Annotated in this window: 19 protein-coding genes; 8 read left to right on the top strand and 11 right to left on the bottom strand. The window is 69.3% G+C overall.

The genetic code is table 11. The features are described 5' to 3' along the window. The first annotated feature begins 2 nt into the window (after positions 1 to 2). Positions 3 to 764: a DUF3151 domain-containing protein gene (locus FNH24_RS32745; protein ID WP_217428586.1), complete on the top strand. Its 762-nt coding sequence runs from the start codon at positions 3 to 5 to the stop codon at positions 762 to 764. 13 nt (positions 765 to 777) lie between these two features. Here the strand turns inward: FNH24_RS32745 and FNH24_RS28695 are convergent, their stop codons facing one another. Both FNH24_RS28695 and FNH24_RS28700 read right to left on the bottom strand, forming a co-directional pair. Continuing rightward, entirely contained in the window at positions 778 to 2025 is a 1248-nt protein-coding gene (locus tag FNH24_RS28695; RefSeq protein ID WP_246187136.1) for an MFS transporter, read from the bottom strand. Positions 2026 to 2101: 76 nt separating this feature from the next. Continuing rightward, the gene (locus FNH24_RS28700; protein WP_152365632.1) at positions 2102 to 2458 is read right to left on the bottom strand and encodes a YciI family protein; all 357 of its coding nucleotides are present in this window, start codon (positions 2456 to 2458) and stop codon (positions 2102 to 2104) included. A 172-nt stretch (positions 2459 to 2630) separates the two neighbouring features. Here FNH24_RS28700 and FNH24_RS28705 point away from each other — a divergent pair, with 172 nt between their 5' ends. From FNH24_RS28705 to FNH24_RS28715, 3 genes are all read left to right on the top strand, one after another. Then, positions 2631 to 2969 (top strand): YciI family protein, encoded by a 339-nt coding sequence (locus FNH24_RS28705; protein WP_152365633.1) that lies wholly within the window; start codon positions 2631 to 2633, stop codon positions 2967 to 2969. Beyond that, complete coding sequence (locus FNH24_RS28710) at positions 2966 to 4234, top strand: RNA polymerase sigma factor (RefSeq protein WP_152365634.1); 1269 nt, start codon at positions 2966 to 2968, stop codon at positions 4232 to 4234. Before FNH24_RS28705 ends, FNH24_RS28710 begins: the two co-directional genes overlap by 4 nt. A gap of 67 nt (positions 4235 to 4301) precedes the next feature. Next, a complete protein-coding gene (locus FNH24_RS28715) occupies positions 4302 to 4811 on the top strand; it encodes a hypothetical protein (protein ID WP_152365635.1) in 510 nt (169 codons plus the stop codon). Positions 4812 to 5062: 251 nt separating this feature from the next. Here FNH24_RS28715 and FNH24_RS28720 read toward each other — a convergent pair whose 3' ends face one another. After that, a complete protein-coding gene (locus FNH24_RS28720; protein ID WP_152365636.1) occupies positions 5063 to 5416 on the bottom strand; it encodes an MmcQ/YjbR family DNA-binding protein in 354 nt (117 codons plus the stop codon). Between the two features lie 99 nt (positions 5417 to 5515). Here FNH24_RS28720 and FNH24_RS28725 point away from each other — a divergent pair, with 99 nt between their 5' ends. Beyond that, positions 5516 to 6247 (top strand): class I SAM-dependent methyltransferase, encoded by a 732-nt coding sequence (locus FNH24_RS28725; protein WP_152365637.1) that lies wholly within the window; start codon positions 5516 to 5518, stop codon positions 6245 to 6247. On the opposite strand, the gene FNH24_RS28730 is transcribed toward FNH24_RS28725, so the two are convergent. The 4 genes from FNH24_RS28730 to FNH24_RS31845 all read right to left on the bottom strand — a co-directional run bounded on the left by FNH24_RS28730 (position 6199) and on the right by FNH24_RS31845 (position 8771). Continuing rightward, on the bottom strand, positions 6199 to 6681 hold the full coding sequence (locus tag FNH24_RS28730; RefSeq protein ID WP_161606363.1) for an NUDIX hydrolase: 483 nt from the start codon (positions 6679 to 6681) through the stop codon (positions 6199 to 6201). The two genes, FNH24_RS28725 and FNH24_RS28730, sit on opposite strands and share 49 nt — an antisense overlap. 287 nt (positions 6682 to 6968) lie before the next feature. Continuing rightward, entirely contained in the window at positions 6969 to 7226 is a 258-nt protein-coding gene (locus tag FNH24_RS28735; protein ID WP_152365639.1) for a hypothetical protein, read from the bottom strand. 5 nt (positions 7227 to 7231) lie between these two features. After that, on the bottom strand, positions 7232 to 8080 hold the full coding sequence (locus tag FNH24_RS28740; protein ID WP_152365640.1) for a hypothetical protein: 849 nt from the start codon (positions 8078 to 8080) through the stop codon (positions 7232 to 7234). Positions 8081 to 8132: 52 nt separating this feature from the next. Beyond that, on the bottom strand, positions 8133 to 8771 hold the full coding sequence (locus FNH24_RS31845; protein ID WP_161606364.1) for a hypothetical protein: 639 nt from the start codon (positions 8769 to 8771) through the stop codon (positions 8133 to 8135). A gap of 219 nt (positions 8772 to 8990) precedes the next feature. Here FNH24_RS31845 and FNH24_RS28750 point away from each other — a divergent pair, with 219 nt between their 5' ends. From FNH24_RS28750 to FNH24_RS28760, 3 genes are read left to right on the top strand one after another with little or no spacing between them, the layout of a single operon-like run. After that, complete coding sequence (locus FNH24_RS28750; protein WP_152365641.1) at positions 8991 to 10277, top strand: adenylosuccinate synthase; 1287 nt, start codon at positions 8991 to 8993, stop codon at positions 10275 to 10277. Continuing rightward, the gene (locus FNH24_RS28755) at positions 10274 to 10942 is read left to right on the top strand and encodes a hypothetical protein (RefSeq protein WP_152365642.1); all 669 of its coding nucleotides are present in this window, start codon (positions 10274 to 10276) and stop codon (positions 10940 to 10942) included. The genes FNH24_RS28750 and FNH24_RS28755 overlap by 4 nt, the downstream gene beginning before the upstream one ends. A 37-nt stretch (positions 10943 to 10979) precedes the next feature. Continuing rightward, positions 10980 to 12026 carry a LacI family DNA-binding transcriptional regulator gene (locus FNH24_RS28760; RefSeq protein ID WP_152365643.1) on the top strand — a complete coding sequence of 349 codons (1047 nt, stop codon included), beginning with the start codon at positions 10980 to 10982 and terminating at the stop codon, positions 12024 to 12026. A 389-nt stretch (positions 12027 to 12415) separates the two neighbouring features. Here the strand turns inward: FNH24_RS28760 and FNH24_RS28765 are convergent, their stop codons facing one another. From FNH24_RS28765 to FNH24_RS28780, 4 genes are read right to left on the bottom strand one after another with little or no spacing between them, the layout of a single operon-like run. Next, positions 12416 to 13690, bottom strand: a complete 1275-nt coding sequence (locus tag FNH24_RS28765) for a glycoside hydrolase family 32 protein (protein ID WP_152365644.1) — start codon at positions 13688 to 13690, stop codon at positions 12416 to 12418. Further along, on the bottom strand, positions 13687 to 14484 hold the full coding sequence (locus FNH24_RS28770) for a carbohydrate ABC transporter permease (protein WP_152365645.1): 798 nt from the start codon (positions 14482 to 14484) through the stop codon (positions 13687 to 13689). The genes FNH24_RS28765 and FNH24_RS28770 overlap by 4 nt, the downstream gene beginning before the upstream one ends. Before the next feature lie 54 nt (positions 14485 to 14538). Then, positions 14539 to 15429 (bottom strand): carbohydrate ABC transporter permease, encoded by an 891-nt coding sequence (locus FNH24_RS28775; protein WP_152365646.1) that lies wholly within the window; start codon positions 15427 to 15429, stop codon positions 14539 to 14541. After that, the gene (locus tag FNH24_RS28780; protein ID WP_152365647.1) at positions 15429 to 16820 is read right to left on the bottom strand and encodes an extracellular solute-binding protein; all 1392 of its coding nucleotides are present in this window, start codon (positions 16818 to 16820) and stop codon (positions 15429 to 15431) included. Before FNH24_RS28780 ends, FNH24_RS28775 begins: the two co-directional genes overlap by 1 nt. Positions 16821 to 16879: the final 59 nt, after the last annotated feature.

The raw sequence follows: 16879 nt of genomic DNA on the forward strand, positions 1-16879 counted from the left end.
GGATGAGTACGGATCACACGCACCAGAACCTGTTGGCCGCACCCGGCACAGGTCCGGCGCCGACCCAGCTTCCGGCCGATCCGGCCGTGGCCCTGCTGGCCGAGAACGGCCGGGAACGTTTCATGGAGATCGTTGCCGCGAATCCGTCATCCAGCCTCTGTTGGGCCCTGCTCGCTGAAGGATCGCTGCGGATCGGGTCGAGCGAGGGCGATGTCGCCGCCTACGCCTACGCCCGGACCGGCTACCACCGCGGGCTCGACGCGCTGCGTCGGGCCGGATGGAAGGGGGCCGGGCCGGTTCCCTGGGAGCACGTACCCAATCGCGGGTTCCTGCGTGCCCTGTGGGCGCTGGCCCAGGCGGCCAAGCGGATCGGCGAGGCCGAGGAGTACGAGCGCTGCGCCCAGTTCCTGCGGGATTCCTCCGAGACCGGATACGCCGAGCTGACCCAGGCCAAGGAGCAGAAGCCCGCGCCGGTCGTCCCGGAGCGGGCCGCCCCGGAGCTGGCCGCCGCGGAGCCGGTCGAGACCAAGTCGGTCGAGACCAAGTCGGCTGAGACCGCCACGGAGCCGGCCACAGCCGAGCCGACGGCAGCGAAGCCGGCGCCCGCGAAGTCGGCCGCCGCCAAGCCGGCCGCGGCGAAGCGGGCCTCGGTGACCCGGCGAGCCCCCGGAGCCAAGCAGTCGTCGGTGACCAGGTCGGCGGCCACGGCCAAGCAGGCGGCCGCCCAGTCGGCGGCCCGGGTCAAGCCGGCCTCCGCCGGCTGACCTGGCGCAGGCATCAGGCTTCGGCGACCGGCAGCCGGCGCAGGGTCCGCAGCGGACTGATCAGCGCCGCGCCCACCCCGATCAGCATCACCACGCTGCTGATCACCAGGGTGGCGCGGAAGCCGACCAGGGCGCCGAGGGTCCCGCCGAGCAGTGCCCCGACCGGCTGCATGCCGTACACCAGGAATCGCCAGGTGGCCTGCGCCCGAGGCAGCAGTTCGGGCGGGACCATGACCTGCCGGATGGTCTGCTGGTTGATCCCGTACAGCGACGGTCCCCAGCCACGCAGGAGTTGCGCGGCGATCAGGATGCCGAGCAGCAGCACCGTCGGCCCGGCCGCTGTCGCCATGACCAGGCCGGCCAGGCTGGCCAGGACCATCCCGGCGATGAACGCCGGGCCGTTGCCGAGCCGGGCGGAGATCGGGACGCCGACGACGGCACCGACGATTCCGGCCAGGCCGGCGACGGCGATGACCAGGCCGACCAACCCCGGCGACAGGGCGAGGTCGCGGACCAGGAACAGCACCACGATCACGCCCTGCAGCTGACCGGCCAGTGCACCGACGGTCGCCGCCACGGTGGTCGCGCGCAGCACGGGCTGAGCGAACACCACCCGTAGTCCCTCGAGCATGTCGCGGACCAGCGGTTGCCGCTTCGGTGGTGTCACGGTCGGTCGGCCCGGAGCCGTGATTCGCGCCTTGGCCAGGGCCGACAGCAGGAACGATGCCGCGTCGACGGCGATCGCCACCGGCGCGGTGAGCAGCTGGACCAGGACGCCGCCGAGGGCGTTGCCGCTGGTCGCGACCACCGAGTTGCTGAGGACGAGCGCACTGTTGGCGGGCAGCAGTTCGCGGCGGGGGACCAGGGTGGGGGTGAACGACTGGGCCGCGATCGCGGTGAACAGGCCGCAGGTCCCGGTGATCAGGACGATGACGTACAGCTGCCACATCCGCAGCAGCCCGGTCGCGGCCAGCACCGGAACCGCGACCAGCGCCGCCGCGGCCAGCAGGTCGGCACCGACCAGCACCCGGCGGTACGACAGCCGCTCGACCCACACCCCGGCCGGCAGCCCCAGCACCAGATGCGGCAGGAACGACGCCGCCCCGAGCAGCCCCATCTCGACCGGCGACGCTCCGAGCAACACCACCGCGGTCAGCGGCAGTGCAACCGTCGTCACGCTCGACCCCAACAACGAGATCGAACTGCCGCCGAACAGTCGCCGGAAGTCGGCGTATTCGACCAGGACCCGCCACTGCGCCATCACCGGCCCAGCGAACCGTCAGAGCGTGATCGGGGTCAATCAAATCTGCTGGAGGCAAAGCCGCTGCCGATCATGATCAGCTTCCGGGGGACGCCACGAATCCGCCTTCGGCCACCGGCCGGACCTCGACGCCGCCGCCTTCCTGACAGGCCGGATTGAGCCGGGCGATCGCCAGCGCCGCGTCGAGATCGGGCGCTTCGAGGAGATAGAAGCCGGCGACGATGTCCCGGTCGCCGAGGTAGGGCCCGTCGGTGATCGTTTCGCCGTGGACGGAGGTGGCCAGGTCGCGTGGGGTGAAGGCCCAGGCTGCGACCATGGCACCGGTCCGTTCGAGTTCTTCGGCATGCCGGTCGCAGGTCTCGGTCTCCGCGGCGGTGTGGTCCGGCCGGTGGGCGGAGTCGTTGTTGTAGATCAGGACTGCGTACTGGGCCATGGTGGACCACCAATCTGTCGTGAGGTTCGGTCTGACATCACTACGTCGTACGGGCGCCGAGAACTGGACAGCCTCGCGGCACTTTTCTTTCGGGAGGCAGCAGCTGAGCGAAGATGAGGCTCGTCGTCCGTGGTTCGCCGGCTCGCAGAACTGTCCCGAAGGGATCAAGATCATGACTCAGTACGCAGTGCTGATCTACAACAACGACTCCGCCCACCGGCCCGGCCACACCGCCGAGGAGACCGTCTCCAGTGATCAGTACGCCGACGAGTTGGAGCGGTCGGGCGCCCTGGTCGCGGCCTGGGCGCTGACTCCTCGGCAGCACGCGACGTCGGTCCGCGGCGACCTGGTGACCGACGGCCCGTTCGTGGAGGCCAAGGAGATCGTGGTCGGCTTCTACGTCCTCGAAGCTCCGGATCTCGAGGCCGCGCTGGCGATCGCCCGGCGCAACCCGGCCTGCCGGGAGGGCGGCGGGGTCGAGGTGCGGCCGATCGCAGCCGGCGGATCATGAACCGGATTGATCAAGCCGAGGTCGAGGCGGCGATCGTCGACGCGCATCGCCGGGAGTGGGGCCTGGTGCTCGCCGCGACGATGCGTACCGCCGGTGATCTTGATCTGGCCGAGGAGTGTGTGCAGGACGCGTACGCCGCCGCATTGCAGAGCTGGCTCCGCGACGGGATCCCCAGGAATCCCGCGGCCTGGCTGACGACGACGGCCCGACGACGAGCGGTGGATGCGATCCGGCGGCAGCGTACGTTGCGCTCGAAGTTGCCGCTGCTGCTGGAGGTCGAGGAAGCGGCGCCGGACGAACCGTCATCGGAGGGCGACGATCCCGACGGGACCGTGCCGGATGAGCGGCTCCGGTTGATCTTCACCTGCTGTCATCCGGCTCTGGCTCCGGAGGCCCAGGTGGCGCTCACACTGCGGCTGGTGTGCGGGATCTCGACGGCGGACATCGCCCGGGCCTTCCTGGTGGCGGAGCCGACGATGGCGAAGCGGATCAGCCGAGCGAAGGGAAAGATCTCCGCCGCCGGGATCCCGTACCGCGTCCCGGGCGCGGCCGAACTGCCCGACCGGCTGCGGCCGGTGCTGGCCGTGCTCCACCTGCTGTTCACCACCGGGCACACTTCGCCGACCGGGACGACGCTGATGCGGGTCGACCTGGTCGATCGGGCCATCCAGCTGACCCGGGTGTTGACCTCCCTGATGCCCGACGAGCCCGAAGTGCAGGGCCTGCTTGCCCTGCAGTTGGTGACCGACGCGCGCCGAGCCACCCGGTTGGCTCCGGACGGTCGGCTGCTCAGGCTGGAGGAGCAGGACCGGTCCTGGTGGGACCGGGCGGCGATGGCCGAGGCACACGAGTTGATCATGAAGCTGCTGCGGGGCGGGCGAGTCGGCCGCTACGTGCTCCAGGCGGCGATCGCCTCGCTCTATGCGCGAGCGTCCTCGTACGAGGAGACCGACTGGGCTCAGATCGTCACCCTCTATGACCGGCTGCTCGAGGCCTGGCCGTCACCGGTGGTCGCGCTCAACCGGACAGTGCCGTTGGCGATGGTCGCCGGCCCGGCCGTCGCCCTGGCCGAGGTCGAACGGCTCGAGGACCGTGGTGGGCTGTCGGAATATCAGTACCTGCCCACGATCAAGGCGGACCTGCTGTCCCGCCTCGGCCGCCCGGCCGCGTCGGCCGCCGCGTACCGCCGGGCGTTGGAGTTGATCGACAACGAAGCCGAGCGGGCATACGTGATGGAACGGCTTGCGGAGGCGGAGCTGGACTGAAGTCGGGCGAGCAGTCGGTCGGCCAGCTTGATCTGAGGATGCTGACAACTCGACGATGATTGGTGCCATGGATTCCGACACCGCCAGCCCCATCGCGGGGCCGCTGAGCTGGGTGCTGGCGTCCATCGCTGCCATCGTCGGAATCGCACCGCTCCTCGCCTTGGGGTTGGTCATCCCCCCGCAACTGATCGTGCCGGTGGCGGCGCTGGCCGGCGGCCTTCTCGCGGGACTCGTGTCCAGCTGGATCCGCAACGCCTTCACGTCCGACTCGAGCAGCCGCCTCCTCACTGTTGTCGGGGTGACCGCGGCGGCGGCGCTCGTCGTCGCGGTGGGCATGTTCCTCTGTCTCATGTTCCTGCCGGTGCCGATCATCGTCTATCTCCTGATTGCGGCACTGATTCTCGGCGGGGTCGCCGCCTGGGCCGCATGGCGCTTCCGGTCTCCCAACCGCAACCTCGGCCGCGACGCCCTTGTTTCACTCGGGCTGCTGGTCGCCGGTGCCCTGGTGATCATGGCCGTGCTCTTCGGCTTCTGCGGCACGCTCCTCACGTGCAGCGCCTACTCGGGGCCTACCTGACCCACCACCCCGAGATCCGAGGTGTGACTTCGCAGGTCACACCGTGCGGGCGAAAGCGAGGCCCGGTTTCCTTCTCCATGACGAGAGAGGTGCTGAGCATCGGCGGACTGCGTGGTGGTCGCGGACGGCGAGTTGCTGATCAACGTCGACTGCAGCGAGTGACCGAAATCCAGCACTCGTTGAGGGAACCGGTCCTGGATCGGCCGAATATGGCGACTGGTGCTGGATTTCGGACACCCGCCCGGATCAGCTCAGCGGGGCAGGGTGTCTCGGACCGCGCGGGTCAGGCCGGCGACCACGAGTTGGTAGGAGTGGTCGATCAACTCCCGCAACTCGTCGGCGTCGACCGAGCCGTCCAGCGCGATCGTGTTCCAATGCCGCTTGTTCAGGTGATAGCCGGGTCGGATCGCGGGATGACGGGCCCGCAGTTCCAGGGCCAGGGCGGGGTCGCATTTCAGGCTCATCGTCGCTGGGTCGGCGCCGAGCGGGACCAGGGCGAAGATCCGGCCGCCGACCTTGAACACCGCGACGTCCTCGCCGAACGGATAGTCCTCGATCGCTCCGGGCAGCGAGCCGCACTGCTCCAAGACCTCGTCACGCCTCACTCGCCGAAATCTATCCGGAATCTGCTGCCGGCAGAGGAGCCGTGCTTCCGGTTTGGCCGTGCTGCCAGGATGAAATGACCCGAGGGAAGGCGGCCGAAGATGGCGCGGTACGACGGACAGGCGGACTGGTACGAACTGAACAACCGGGATCGCTCCAGCCGCAACCTCGACCCCCTGCGGGAGTTGCTGGGTCCGGGCACCGGGCCGTGCCTCGACCTCGGCTGCGGCACCGGTCGCTACGCGGAGTTGATCAAGGACACCGGTCGTACTCCGGTCGGGCTCGACCTGTCCAGTGATCAACTCCGGCATGCCCGGCCGCGATTCCAGGGCCGGGTCGTGCTCGGCGACGCGCAGCGCCTGCCGTTCACCGATGCGGTGTTTCCGACCGTGCTCGCGGCGTGGATCTCCACCGATGTGGACGATTTCGGTCAGGCGTTGCGGGAGATCGCCCGGGTCCTGGTGCCCGGCGGAGTGCTGGTCGGCTTCGGTGCCCACCCGTGTTTCAACGGTCCTCAGGTCGCCGTCGAGGGGCAGACCCGGGTGATCCATCCGACCTATCGCGAGTCCGGCTGGCACACCTCGGCGCCCTGGTGGGGTGAGGACGGGATCCGGTCCCGGTTCGGGATGCGGCACCTGACCCTGGCCGACTACTGGAACGCCATGATCAACAGCGGCCTGACCGTCGACCGGGTCGTCGAACCCGACCGCGGCGACGACATCCCCTTCTCCCTCGGCCTACGCGCGCACCGCCCACCGCTGATCCCGCCGGACCGGGCGACCGCTCACCAGGGCAGCGATCGCGGCCGCGACCACTCCGGCGCCGCGAGATAGTCGACCAGCAGCCCGGCCAGACCACCGGGCACGATCGGCTGATCGGTCCGGACCAGTTCGGGAAGCGGCCACCACCGATGATCGCCCAGCGCCGCGCGCTCGTATTCCGCCATGGCGTCGGTCGAAACCCGACTCTCGGCGACCCTGGCCAGGAAGAAGTCGTCCCGCATCGGCCCCGACAACGTGCCCAGCGTGCCGAACCCTTCGGCGTAGGCGATCGGCACCAGCCGTTCCTCGTCCAGTTCGATGCCGGTCTCCTCGGCGAGCTCCCGCACCGCGGCCCGGCCCACGGACTCACCCGGCTCCAGCCCTCCGCCCGGCACGAACCAGGCCCACTCGAGGCCCGGAATCTCCGACCGGAACCGGGATCGCAGCAACAGCACCTCGTCGGCCGGGTTCAACAGCACCACCCGCGCAGCTCGCCGCACGTACATGACCCCACAGCCTTCCACGCACAATTCCCGAAGTGATCGCCGGTTCGTTCGCTGAGCTGGTCGAAGGGCAGGCCCGATGCGGATCCTGGACGGATCGGGGATCATCGAGCTTGCCCTTCGACAGGCTCAGGGAACGACCGAGGCCCGGCTCTTCAGTTCTGGGGAACCTCCGGCCGGGTCTGACCGGTAGCAGATTCCCCAATGACCGGGTCGGCGACCGGCCGGACCGAGGGCACTGGTGGGGCGAAGGTCGGCTGGCAGGTTCAGCAGGGATCGACCGAGGTCGATCACCGCATCGGGGATCGGTCGCCAGCGACCGGTAGGCCGGCGACCGCGTCGAGGTGGGCGGCGCAGAAGTAGAAGTGATCGTTCGGCCGGCCGTTCGGCGTCGTTGGTCCGAACGGATGGCCGGTGGCGACCAGTCGCACGTTGATCCGGTGATCAACGCGCAGCAACTCCAGCAGCCGGCGCAGCCGCGGATCGACCCTCGGGTCGGCGAGATCGCCGAGGGCCTCTGGTGTGCCAGTCAGGTTGGCCGATGTCATCGGGGTCAGCCTGGCGAATCGAGTTGATACCGGTGCAACCGGAGGCCGCGGTAGCGCGCGGCCATGATCGTTTCCGGGACGGTCCAGACGGCGCGCGGGCTGCACCAGGCTTGCGACGGCTTGCTCAGGGCATACCCGTCGCCGATGGTGACGGCGGCGTGTTCGGCGGTGCCGGCCGAGTTGCGCCAGACCAGGACGACGCCCGGGTGATGATCATGATCCCGGCGGTGGATCGGGGTGGTGCGGTTGACGAGCCATTGTTCGAGCGGTTCCTGCAGGACCCGCTTGGTCGCCGCGCCGGGCACGCCGGCGGCGGCCAGCACGGTGCCGAAACAGTTGGGACCGGAGCCGGCCGGATAGGTGCCGGCGAGGTCGGGCGCGGCCGGCAACAGCCGGGCGGCCGCGGTCCAGGCCGAGCTGCGGATCTCGCGGTGCCGGCTGGGTCGTACGCCCTCGTCGACGTAGTCGAGCACCGGGCGATCACCAACCCGGGCCAGCACGGTCGGCCACCAGACGATCCGGGTGTCGGTCAGGTGAGCGCCGACCCGGCGTTGCGCCGACGGGCTGAGCTCGCGCAGCCGACCGGTGGCCTCGCGCTTGAACAGCAGGGCCCTCTTGATCTTCAGCGGCAGCTCGGCGAACTCGGGTTCGGTCAGCCAGATCCGGTTCCCGGAGTAGAACCAGAAGGTGTCCCGCACCTCCAGCGTGGGCTTCACCCGGCGGCCGGCCGGCACCAGCTCCGGGTCCAGCCCGACGAGTCGTTCGGTCGAGAACGGCTGCACCTCGGGCGCGAACCAACCGCGCCATCGCTCGAGCAGGTCGGTCGAAACGTTGATCCCCAAGACGCGCGCCACCGGGTCACGGTATCCGGCCCGCGACCCTCGTACACCCGGATTTCGGTGCCGATCAGCCCCGACCCGACCAGCCGTCCGGATCGGTGGCTCGGATGATCACCTCGATGCCCTGATCACGGAGCTGATCGATGATCATCCGAGCGAACCGGCGAAACGTGTCGTCGGCGGGCCACTGATCGACATCGATCAAGATCGACCCGGTGCCCCCTCGATCAAGGTCGGCCGGACCCGTGGCGTCACCGAGCGCTGCCCGCGGCGACGGCCCGGACCCCAGCAAGCCGGCCGCCGGGCGACCCCGCGCGGCCTGGTAGGTGATCGAGGCCAGCTCGTCCAGCGACGGGACGACGAAATAGCCGTCCACGCCGGCCTCGGCGGTGCGGGCGACCGGCCCGGCGAAGTCGGCGTCGAAACGCGGATCGGTGAACTCGGTGACCAGGATCCGCGCCCCCGGAAACAGGCGCCGGAGCCCGCCGATCAGTCTCGTACTGACCGCCGGGATCAGGACCAGATCGGCGGTGTCGCCCGCCTCCCGGATGTCCCGCACCACGTGCCCCGGCCCCAGTCGCTCGGCCAGCGCCTGCCGCGCCTCGACGCTCAGGTCCATCGCTGTGACCACGATCACCGGGCCGGCCTCGCGCACCTCATCGCCGGCCTCCTCGGGCCGCTCCCGATGCCGTTCGAGCTCGTTCATCCCCACCCCGCCATTCGTCCGGAATCCCGCCCGGTCAGGGACGCGACCCGCGCGCCGGCCCTGTCCGTACCCCGTCAGTGGAGCACATCCGAACGGCAGTTCGGTACAGTGTCGACGCACGGAGTCCCTCTCAACCGTGCGCCGCCGACCTTCGGGCGTCGGCCTTTCCGGGGGACCCACGCTGCAGTGACAGCATCGGTTGTAAAGGCGGTGATCAGGATGCCTGGCATCGTTGTCGTCGGAGCCCAGTGGGGTGACGAGGGCAAGGGCAAGGCGACGGACCAGCTCGGCGATCGTGTCGACTACTGCGTCCGATACTCGGGTGGCAACAATGCCGGACACACGATCGTGGTCAACGGGGAGCGGTACGCACTGCACCTGTTGCCGTCCGGCATCCTGAACCAGAACTGCACCCCGGTGATCGGCAACGGTGTCGTCGTCGACCTCGACGTCCTGTTCCAGGAGATGGACGGGCTGGCCGCGCGCGGCGTGGACGCCTCCCATCTGATGGTGTCGGCCAACGCCCACATCATCGCCTCCTTCCACCAGACCATCGACAAGGTCACCGAACGGTTCCTCGGCAAGGCCAAGATCGGCACCACCGGCCGCGGCGTCGGCCCCGCCTACGCGGACAAGGTGAACCGGATCGGGCTGCGGATCCAGGACCTGTTCGACGCCTCGATCCTGCGCCAGAAGGTCGAGGCCTCGCTGGAGCAGAAGAACCACCTGCTGGTGAAGGTCTACAACCGGCGCGCGCTGGATCCGGTCCAGGTGACCGAGCATCTGCTCTCCCACGCCGAACGGATCGAGCCGCACGTCGTCGACGTCAGCCGGGTGCTGAACGACGCGCTGGACCGGAGCAAGGTGGTCCTGTTCGAGGGGGCGCAGGCGCACCACCTCGATGTTGATCATGGGACGTATCCGTACGTGACCTCGTCCAACCCGATCGCCGCCGGCGCCTGTGTCGGCGCCGGGGTCGGGCCGACCCGGATCGACCGGGTGGTCGGCATCGCGAAGGCGTACACGACTCGGGTCGGCGAAGGCCCGATGCCGACCGAGCTGCTCGACGCCGACGGCGACCGGCTGCGTGAGGTCGGGGCCGAGTTCGGCACCACCACCGGCCGGAAGCGGCGCTGCGGCTGGTTCGACGCGCTGGTGGTCGAGTCGGCGACGCAGGCGAACGCGTTCACCGACATCTTCCTGACCAAGCTCGACATCCTCACCGGCTGGGACAAGGTGCCGGTCTGCGTCGGGTACGAGGTCGACGGCGAGAAGCACGACACGATGCCGATGTCGCAGTCGGATTTCCATCACGCGAAGCCGCTGTATGAGTTCCTGGACGGCTGGACCGAGGACCTGTCCGGCTGCCGGTTCTTCGGTGACCTGCCGAAGGCGACCCAGGCGTACGTCCGCCGGCTCGAGGAGCTGTGCGGCACCCGGATCTCCGGGATCGGCGTCGGCCCCAGCCGGGAACAAGTGATCGTGATCAACGACCTGCTCGGATGACACGTCGCTCGGCCGCCCGGCCGATCGTGATCATTTCCGGCATCACCGTGATCATGGCGGCCGGGGCGACGGCGCTAGCTGGTCAGGGCGGCATCGCCTTCACCGCTTCGTCGTCGATCGCGCAGAGCGTGATTTCGATCGGCGTGCCGATGGTGACCGCTGTGCTCGGCGCTCGTTGTCGGGGCCGGGCCCCGCTCGCGGTCGCTCGGCTGCTTCCGTACGTGATCGGCTTCGCGGTGATCATGGCGGCGGTCGGCGTGTTGATCACCGTCGTCGTCACCGCCGCCGCCGGTGGCACCTGGGGCCTGGCCGGGCCGGCCGTCATCGGGTCCTTCGTCGCCCAGTCGGTGGCGGCCCTGATCGGTCTCGGCCTCGGCACCTTGATCGGCCGGCCGGTCATCGCCGACCTGATGACGATCATCTTGCCCTTGGGCCTCTTGTTGCTGCTGGGTCTGATCGCTCCGGCCGCGCAGCCGTGGCTGACCCCGTTCCCCAACGCGTCCCGCTGGTGGTCCGGCACGATGGCCGTCGACGGCCTGCCGCCGTTCCTCGTCATGGTGCTGCTCTGGGGCGTCGTCCTCAACGCCGCCGGCTGGATCGCCCAGTCCCGGCGCCGGCCGGAACCCACCGCGGCGACGGAGTCTCAGCCGGTCACCGCCGATTGAGCGCCGAGCCGCGCGGAGAGTTGGTTACGATCCGGGCATGGGGCGGCGGCGTGGTGCAGGCAAGCAGCCCGCTCGGGCCACGTCTCAGGATGTCGCCGACCGGGCCGGCGTATCCCGCAGTGCCGTTTCGCTGGTGCTGAACGGCCGCGGGGCGGGCAACATCGCCGAGGACAAGCAGGCGGCGATCCGGCGCGCGGCCCGAGAGCTGAACTACTCCCCGAACTCGGTGGCGCTCAGCCTGCGCAATCAGCGGACCCGCACCATCGGACTGGTCACCGACGAGATCGCGACGTCCGCGTTCGGCGGCAAACTGCTCCGCGGCGCGACCGACACCGCGATCGCGGCCGGCTATCTGTTGCTGGTGATCGACACCCAGGGCGATGTCGGTCAGGAGGAGCAGGCGTACGAGCTGCTGCTCGACCGGCGCGTCGACGCGCTGATCTTCGCGGCGATGAGCATGCACCCGCACCCCGCCTCACCGGCCATGATCAACATCGCGTCGGTGCTGGCCAACTGCTACGAACCGGACGGGCGGCTGCCGAGCGTCTGCGCCGACGAGGTCGAGGGCGGCCGGACCGCGGCCCGGATCCTGCTTGATCAAGGCCATCGCGACATCAGACTGCTCGCCGGGACCACCGACGTCGACGCCGCCCGACTGCGGATCGACGGCTACCGGACCGCCCTGGCCGAGGCCGGTGCCCCGGTGCCGGAGCCCGTAACCGCCGGGTGGACGATCGAGGCCGGCTACGCCGCGGCGATGCAGGTGCTGGACCGGCCCGACCGCCCGACCGGCGTGCTCTGCGCCAACGACCGCTGCGCCGTCGGCGTCGCCCTGGCCGCCGCCCAACTGGGCCTGTCGGTCCCCGAGGACCTGTCCATCGTCGGCTACGACGACGACGAGAACATCGCCCCCGCCATGCACCCCCTGCTGACCACCGTGCAACTCCCGCATCGGGCGATCGGCGAGACCGCCACCCGCCTCCTCCTCGACCACCTGGCCGACCCCGCCGCCCCCTCCGCCGCCCCCCTCCTCCTCCCCTGCCCACCCGTCCTCCGCGATTCCGTAGCCCCACCCCGCCCCTGAAGCCGAGTTGTCAGAACTGAGTAGCCCTATGGCACACCTCAGTTCTGACAAGTCGGCTGGGTTGGGTGGGTGTCGTGAGGCCGGGAGGGGGTGTGCGCTCCCACCCACACCGAGTTGTCAGAAGTGAGTAGCCCTATGGCACAACTGAGTTCTGACAAGTCGGCTGGGTTGGGTGGGTGTCGTGAGGCCGGGAGGGGGTGTGCGCTCGCACCCACCCCGAGTTGTCAGAAGTGGGTAGCCCTATGGCACACCTGGGTTCTGACAAGTCGGCTGGGTTGGGTGGGTGTCGTGAGGCCGGGAGGGGGTGTGCGCTCGCACCCACCCCGAGTTGTCAGAAGTGAGAAGCCCTATAGCGCACCTCAGTTCTGACAAGTCGGCTGGAGGTGGGGTCAGGGGAGGGCGTGGCGCCAGGCGGTGAGGTCGGGGGCGAGGGTGTCGACGTGCCAGGTGGAGTCGGCGGTCGGGTAGGCGCGCAGGGTCTGGGGCTGTTGGCCCTCGACGTACACCTCGACCATGCTCCCGTCCACCAGGACCCGCACCTCCGCCGACTTGTCAGAACTGAGTTGCGCTATAGGGCTCCTCACTTCTGACAAGTCGGAGAGGGTGAGGGTGAGGGGGTGGGTGGGGGTGAGGGTGGCGGTGAGTTCGAAGGCTTGTTCGCGGATCGGGTGGGTGGGGTCGAGCTCGGAGCGGCGGAGAGCGGTCAGTTCGCGGGCGGGGCGGCTGAGCAGGACTCCGTCGACGACGTTCAGTTCCCGCGGGTACGTGAGCACGCTGGCCCAGCCGACCGCGTCGATCTGTTCCTGGGTGCGGCCGAGCTCGCGCGCGAAGCCCCAGAGCAGGGTGCGGTCCGGCAGCGCGACCAGCTGCGGCGCATAGAAGCTGCCGTCGACATCGAGCTGCCCACCCGACTCCGGCACGAACCGCAGCCCCGGCCCGTCGGTGATCAACTCCCCGACCAGATAGCTGACCGAGTTGGCCCGCGGACCGCTGGCAGTGGAGTCCCAGAGCGAGACGATCAACACCCAGCGGCCGTCGATCAGGGCCAGGTTCGGGCACTCCCAGATCTCACTCCGCGCGACCTCGCGGACCAGCGGATCGGAGTAGTCGAGGAGGGCACCCAGCTCGGTCCAGTCGTCCAGCCGATCAGCGCCGTAGAGCAGGATCGACGGCTCGCCACCGGCCCGGCCGGCGCCCTGGATCACATAGCGCCGACCCTCGTGGACGAAGACGAACGGATCGCGGACGTCGGAGATCGCCGGATCGTTCGGCGGCGCCATCACGCCATGATCATCCTGGGTCCAGGTGATCAGGGACCGATCACTCCGGGCCAGCGCGGCCTCGGCGTTGCCGGCGTGATCATGGACGGCGGTGTAGATCGCGGTCGGCACGCCCCCGTCGTCGACGATGCAGCCGGTCCAGCAGCCGTTCTGCGAGATCGTGCCGGCCCGCCGGACCAGTCCGGGCGGGTGCTCGGCCCAGTGCAGCAGGTCGGTCGAGCTGACGTGCCCCCAGACGATGTCGCGATGCCGGGGCGAGTCGGGGTTGTACTGGAAGAAGACGTGATAGCGGCCGTCGATCCGGCACACGCCGTTCGGATCGTTCAGCCAACCGGCGGCGGGCCGGATGTGCAGGCCGGGGAAGGTCGGATCAGAAGAGGTCACTTGCTGGCTCCTGCGGTCAGGCCCTCGCGCAGCGGTCGCTGGCCGAGGACGAAAACGATCATGGCGGGAATCATGGAGATCACGACTCCGGCAAGCACGGTGGACATGCTGCCGGTGCCGAGCCGGCCCTGGAGTGAGACCAGGCCGAGCGGCAGGGTGAAGTTCTGTTCACTGATGGTCATGATCAACGGTCGGAAGAACTCGTTCCAGTGGGCGTTGAAGGCCAGGATGCCGACGATCGACAGCCCGGGCAAGGCCAGCGGTGCGTAGATCGAGGCGAAGGTACGGAACGGCCCGGCCCCGTCGAGCGCCGCCGCCTCGGCCAACTCGGCCGGCAGGGTCAGGAAATACTGCCGCATCAGGAAGGTGCCGAAGGCGGTCGGCAGCGCCGGCAGGATCAGGGCCAGCAACGTGTCCGACAGCCCCATGCCGCGGATCAGCATGAACACCGGCACGATGGTGACCTGGATCGGCACCATCATCGTGGCCAGCACGACGCCGAAGATCACCGCGGAGCCACGGAACGGCACCCGGGCGAAGATGTAGCCGGCCAGCGCCGCTGTGAACATCTGCCCCAGCGCGCACAACCCGGTGACCAGCACGCTGTTCCAGATCAGCAGCCCGAGGCTGACCTGGCTCATGACGTCGGTGTACGCGGCGAAGCCGGCCGGTCCGCCGTCCCGCGGAAAGATCGAGGTCCAGACGGTCCAGACCACCGGCCCGAGGGTGAAGAACGTCGCGATCGCCAGCACCGCGATCCGGCCGGCCAAGCCGGCCCGGGAGAGCCTGTGCATCACGCACTCCTCACTGATAGAAGACGCTGTTCCTGTTGGTAGAAGACGCTGTTCCTACTGGTAGAAGACGAAGGGACGACTGAGCCGGAACTGGATCGCGGTCGCGGCGATGATCACCAGCATCAGCACGATGCCGATGGCCGAGGCTCGGCCGAACTCGAGCTGACGGAACGCCGACTCGAAGATCACCATCACGGCGGTCCGGGTGGTGTCACCCGGGCCGCCGCGAGTGAGCACGTACGGCTGGTCGAAGATCTGCAACGCGCTGATGATCGCCATCACCGACGCGACCAACAAGGTCGGACTGATCAACGGCAGGGTGATGCCGCGGAACTGCCGCCACCCGGTCGCCCCGTCGATCGCCGACGCCTCGTACACGTCGCGGGGGATCGAGGCCAGCCCGCCGATGAACAGCAGGAACGAGAAGCCGAAGTTCTGCCAGACATAGATCGCGATCACCACCGCGGCCGCCCCGCCCGGGGTGGTCAGCCAGCCCACCGCCGGCAGTTGCAACGCCTGCAGCACCTGATTGACCAGGCCGAAGTCCTCGTTGAACAGGTAGGCCATGATCAACGACACCGACGCCGCGGACAGGATCAGCGGGAAGAACAGCGCGGACCGGAAGAACGCGCGCCAGCCGTTCGGGATCCGGGACTGGACCAGGACGGCCAGCCCGAGCGAGACCGCCAGCTGCAGGGTGACCGCGATGATCACGAAGCCGAAGGTGTTGAGGAAGGCGATCCGGATGGTCGGGTCGGTGCCCAGGTCGGCGAAGTTGGCCAGACCGACGAACTCGGGGGCGGAGATGATGTCCCAGCGGAAGAAGGCGAGCACGACCGACGCGACGATCGGCAGCAGCGTGAAGACCGCGATGCCGATCAAGGTCGGGGCCAGAAACACGACGGCCAGGACGGCACGGGCACGGCGTGGTGATCGGGTCGACATCAACGTCCTCCCAGGGCTCGTTCAAGATCACGGTGCATGGTGTCCAGGGCCGGCCGGACCGCTGCCGGCGGGCCGTTGAGGGCGCCGAGGACGTTCTTGATCAAGGCAGTCTCGACCGCGGCCTGCTGGGGCGGCGCGGGGATCGGACCGGTGGTCGGGAACCGATCCAGGGTGTCGTAGAAGACCCGCCAGTGCCGCGGTCCGGTGCCCGCGTAGAAGGCCTCGTCGACCAGTGATCGCCGGGTCGGGGTGGTGCTCGGCTCCGGGATCGACAGCCGCATCCCCTCGGCGGAAGCGCAGAATTTGATCCACTCCCAGGCTTCGTCCTTGCGTCGTGAGGTGCGCAGCATGGAGTAGCCGGCCGCGCCGAACTGATGCCGTTGGGTACGCCAGCGGGGGAAGAACGCGACATCGAACTCGTCCGGCCCCATCCCGCCCTCGGCCAGCCCCTGGGCCCAGAAGCCGCCGGCCGGCGTCATGCCGATCACCCCGCTGGCGAACCGGTCGGCGACCTCGCTGCCGCCGCCGGACGCCGGATTGGAGCCCAACCCCTCGGCCACCATGGCGCGGAGAAACTCGAACGTCTCGGCCACCCGCGGATCCTCGGCGTTCGAGGCCGTCCATCGGTAGCCGCCACTGCGCTCGGTCGCGCTCGGGTCGTCGGGGTAGAACCGCGGCCAGAACCAGTCGCCGCCCGGCCACCGGCTCTCGACCAGGAAGCTGGTGTCGTTGACGTACAGCCAGGGGACGACCCCGCCCCAGAGCCGGTTGGTCCAGAAGTACGGGCGGAACGTCGACGGCGCGGCCCGGCGCATCGCCCGCAGCGTGTCCAGGAAGTCCTGCTGGGTCCAGTCGTCGGCCGGCCGGCCGAGCCCGGCCCGGCGCATCGCCTCGGTGTTGTAGTAGATGTTCGCGGCGTTGAAGTCGATCGGCAACTGATACAGCTGGCCCTGATACATGAAGCTCTCGATCAACGACGGGTGCACGTCGGCGAAGTAGTCCCGCAACTCCGCCTCGTCCCGGAGCACGAACTCGTCCAGCGGATGGGCCAGCCGGTCGGCGAACAGGTGGGCTCCCTCGGTCGCGACCACACAGACGTCCGGTGGTGTGCCGGCCGCGACCAGGGTCAGGATCTTGGCGAAGAAGTCGCCCCAGTCGGCCCCCTGGACGGCGATCACCGAGACGGCGATCTCGGGGTGCTCCCGACGGAACGCCTCGACCAGCCCAGCCCGTCCCGCGGCGTCCTGCGCCGTGCCGAAGATCGCGACCGTGAGTGCGTCGGCGTTGCGGCCGGGGATGTCGGCGGCGGTCAGCCGGGGCCACGACAGCGCGGTGCCGACGACGCCGGCGCCGAGCACGCCGATCATGGCGCGGCGAGTCAGATCCGGCATCGGACGTCTCCCTGGTTATGGATGCACGAGTTGCGGAATATTAAGAACTAACACGTGTG

The sequence above is a fragment of the Microlunatus speluncae genome, from assembly GCF_009299835.1.
Classification (GTDB): domain Bacteria; phylum Actinomycetota; class Actinomycetes; order Propionibacteriales; family Propionibacteriaceae; genus Microlunatus; species Microlunatus speluncae.

Bases quoted from the DNA above. Each gene is read 5' to 3' on its own strand.
- FNH24_RS28750 (WP_152365641.1), top strand. From the start codon at position 8,991: ATGCCTGGCATCGTTGTCGTCGGAGCCCAGTGGGGTGACGAGGGCAAG.
- FNH24_RS28700 (WP_152365632.1), bottom strand. From the start codon at position 2,458: ATGGCCCAGTACGCAGTCCTGATCTACAACAACGACTCCGCCCACCGG.
- FNH24_RS28775 (WP_152365646.1), bottom strand. From the start codon at position 15,429: ATGTCGACCCGATCACCACGCCGTGCCCGTGCCGTCCTGGCCGTCGTG.
- FNH24_RS28715 (WP_152365635.1), top strand. From the start codon at position 4,302: ATGGATTCCGACACCGCCAGCCCCATCGCGGGGCCGCTGAGCTGGGTG.
- FNH24_RS28695 (WP_246187136.1), bottom strand. From the start codon at position 2,025: ATGGCGCAGTGGCGGGTCCTGGTCGAATACGCCGACTTCCGGCGACTG.
- FNH24_RS28755 (WP_152365642.1), top strand. From the start codon at position 10,274: ATGACACGTCGCTCGGCCGCCCGGCCGATCGTGATCATTTCCGGCATC.
- FNH24_RS28725 (WP_152365637.1), top strand. From the start codon at position 5,516: ATGGCGCGGTACGACGGACAGGCGGACTGGTACGAACTGAACAACCGG.
- FNH24_RS28770 (WP_152365645.1), bottom strand. From the start codon at position 14,484: ATGCACAGGCTCTCCCGGGCCGGCTTGGCCGGCCGGATCGCGGTGCTG.
- FNH24_RS28730 (WP_161606363.1), bottom strand. From the start codon at position 6,681: ATGTACGTGCGGCGAGCTGCGCGGGTGGTGCTGTTGAACCCGGCCGAC.
- FNH24_RS28710 (WP_152365634.1), top strand. From the start codon at position 2,966: ATGAACCGGATTGATCAAGCCGAGGTCGAGGCGGCGATCGTCGACGCG.
- FNH24_RS28760 (WP_152365643.1), top strand. From the start codon at position 10,980: ATGGGGCGGCGGCGTGGTGCAGGCAAGCAGCCCGCTCGGGCCACGTCT.
- FNH24_RS31845 (WP_161606364.1), bottom strand. From the start codon at position 8,771: ATGAACGAGCTCGAACGGCATCGGGAGCGGCCCGAGGAGGCCGGCGAT.
- FNH24_RS28705 (WP_152365633.1), top strand. From the start codon at position 2,631: ATGACTCAGTACGCAGTGCTGATCTACAACAACGACTCCGCCCACCGG.
- FNH24_RS28780 (WP_152365647.1), bottom strand. From the start codon at position 16,820: ATGCCGGATCTGACTCGCCGCGCCATGATCGGCGTGCTCGGCGCCGGC.
- FNH24_RS32745 (WP_217428586.1), top strand. From the start codon at position 3: ATGAGTACGGATCACACGCACCAGAACCTGTTGGCCGCACCCGGCACA.
- FNH24_RS28735 (WP_152365639.1), bottom strand. From the start codon at position 7,226: ATGACATCGGCCAACCTGACTGGCACACCAGAGGCCCTCGGCGATCTC.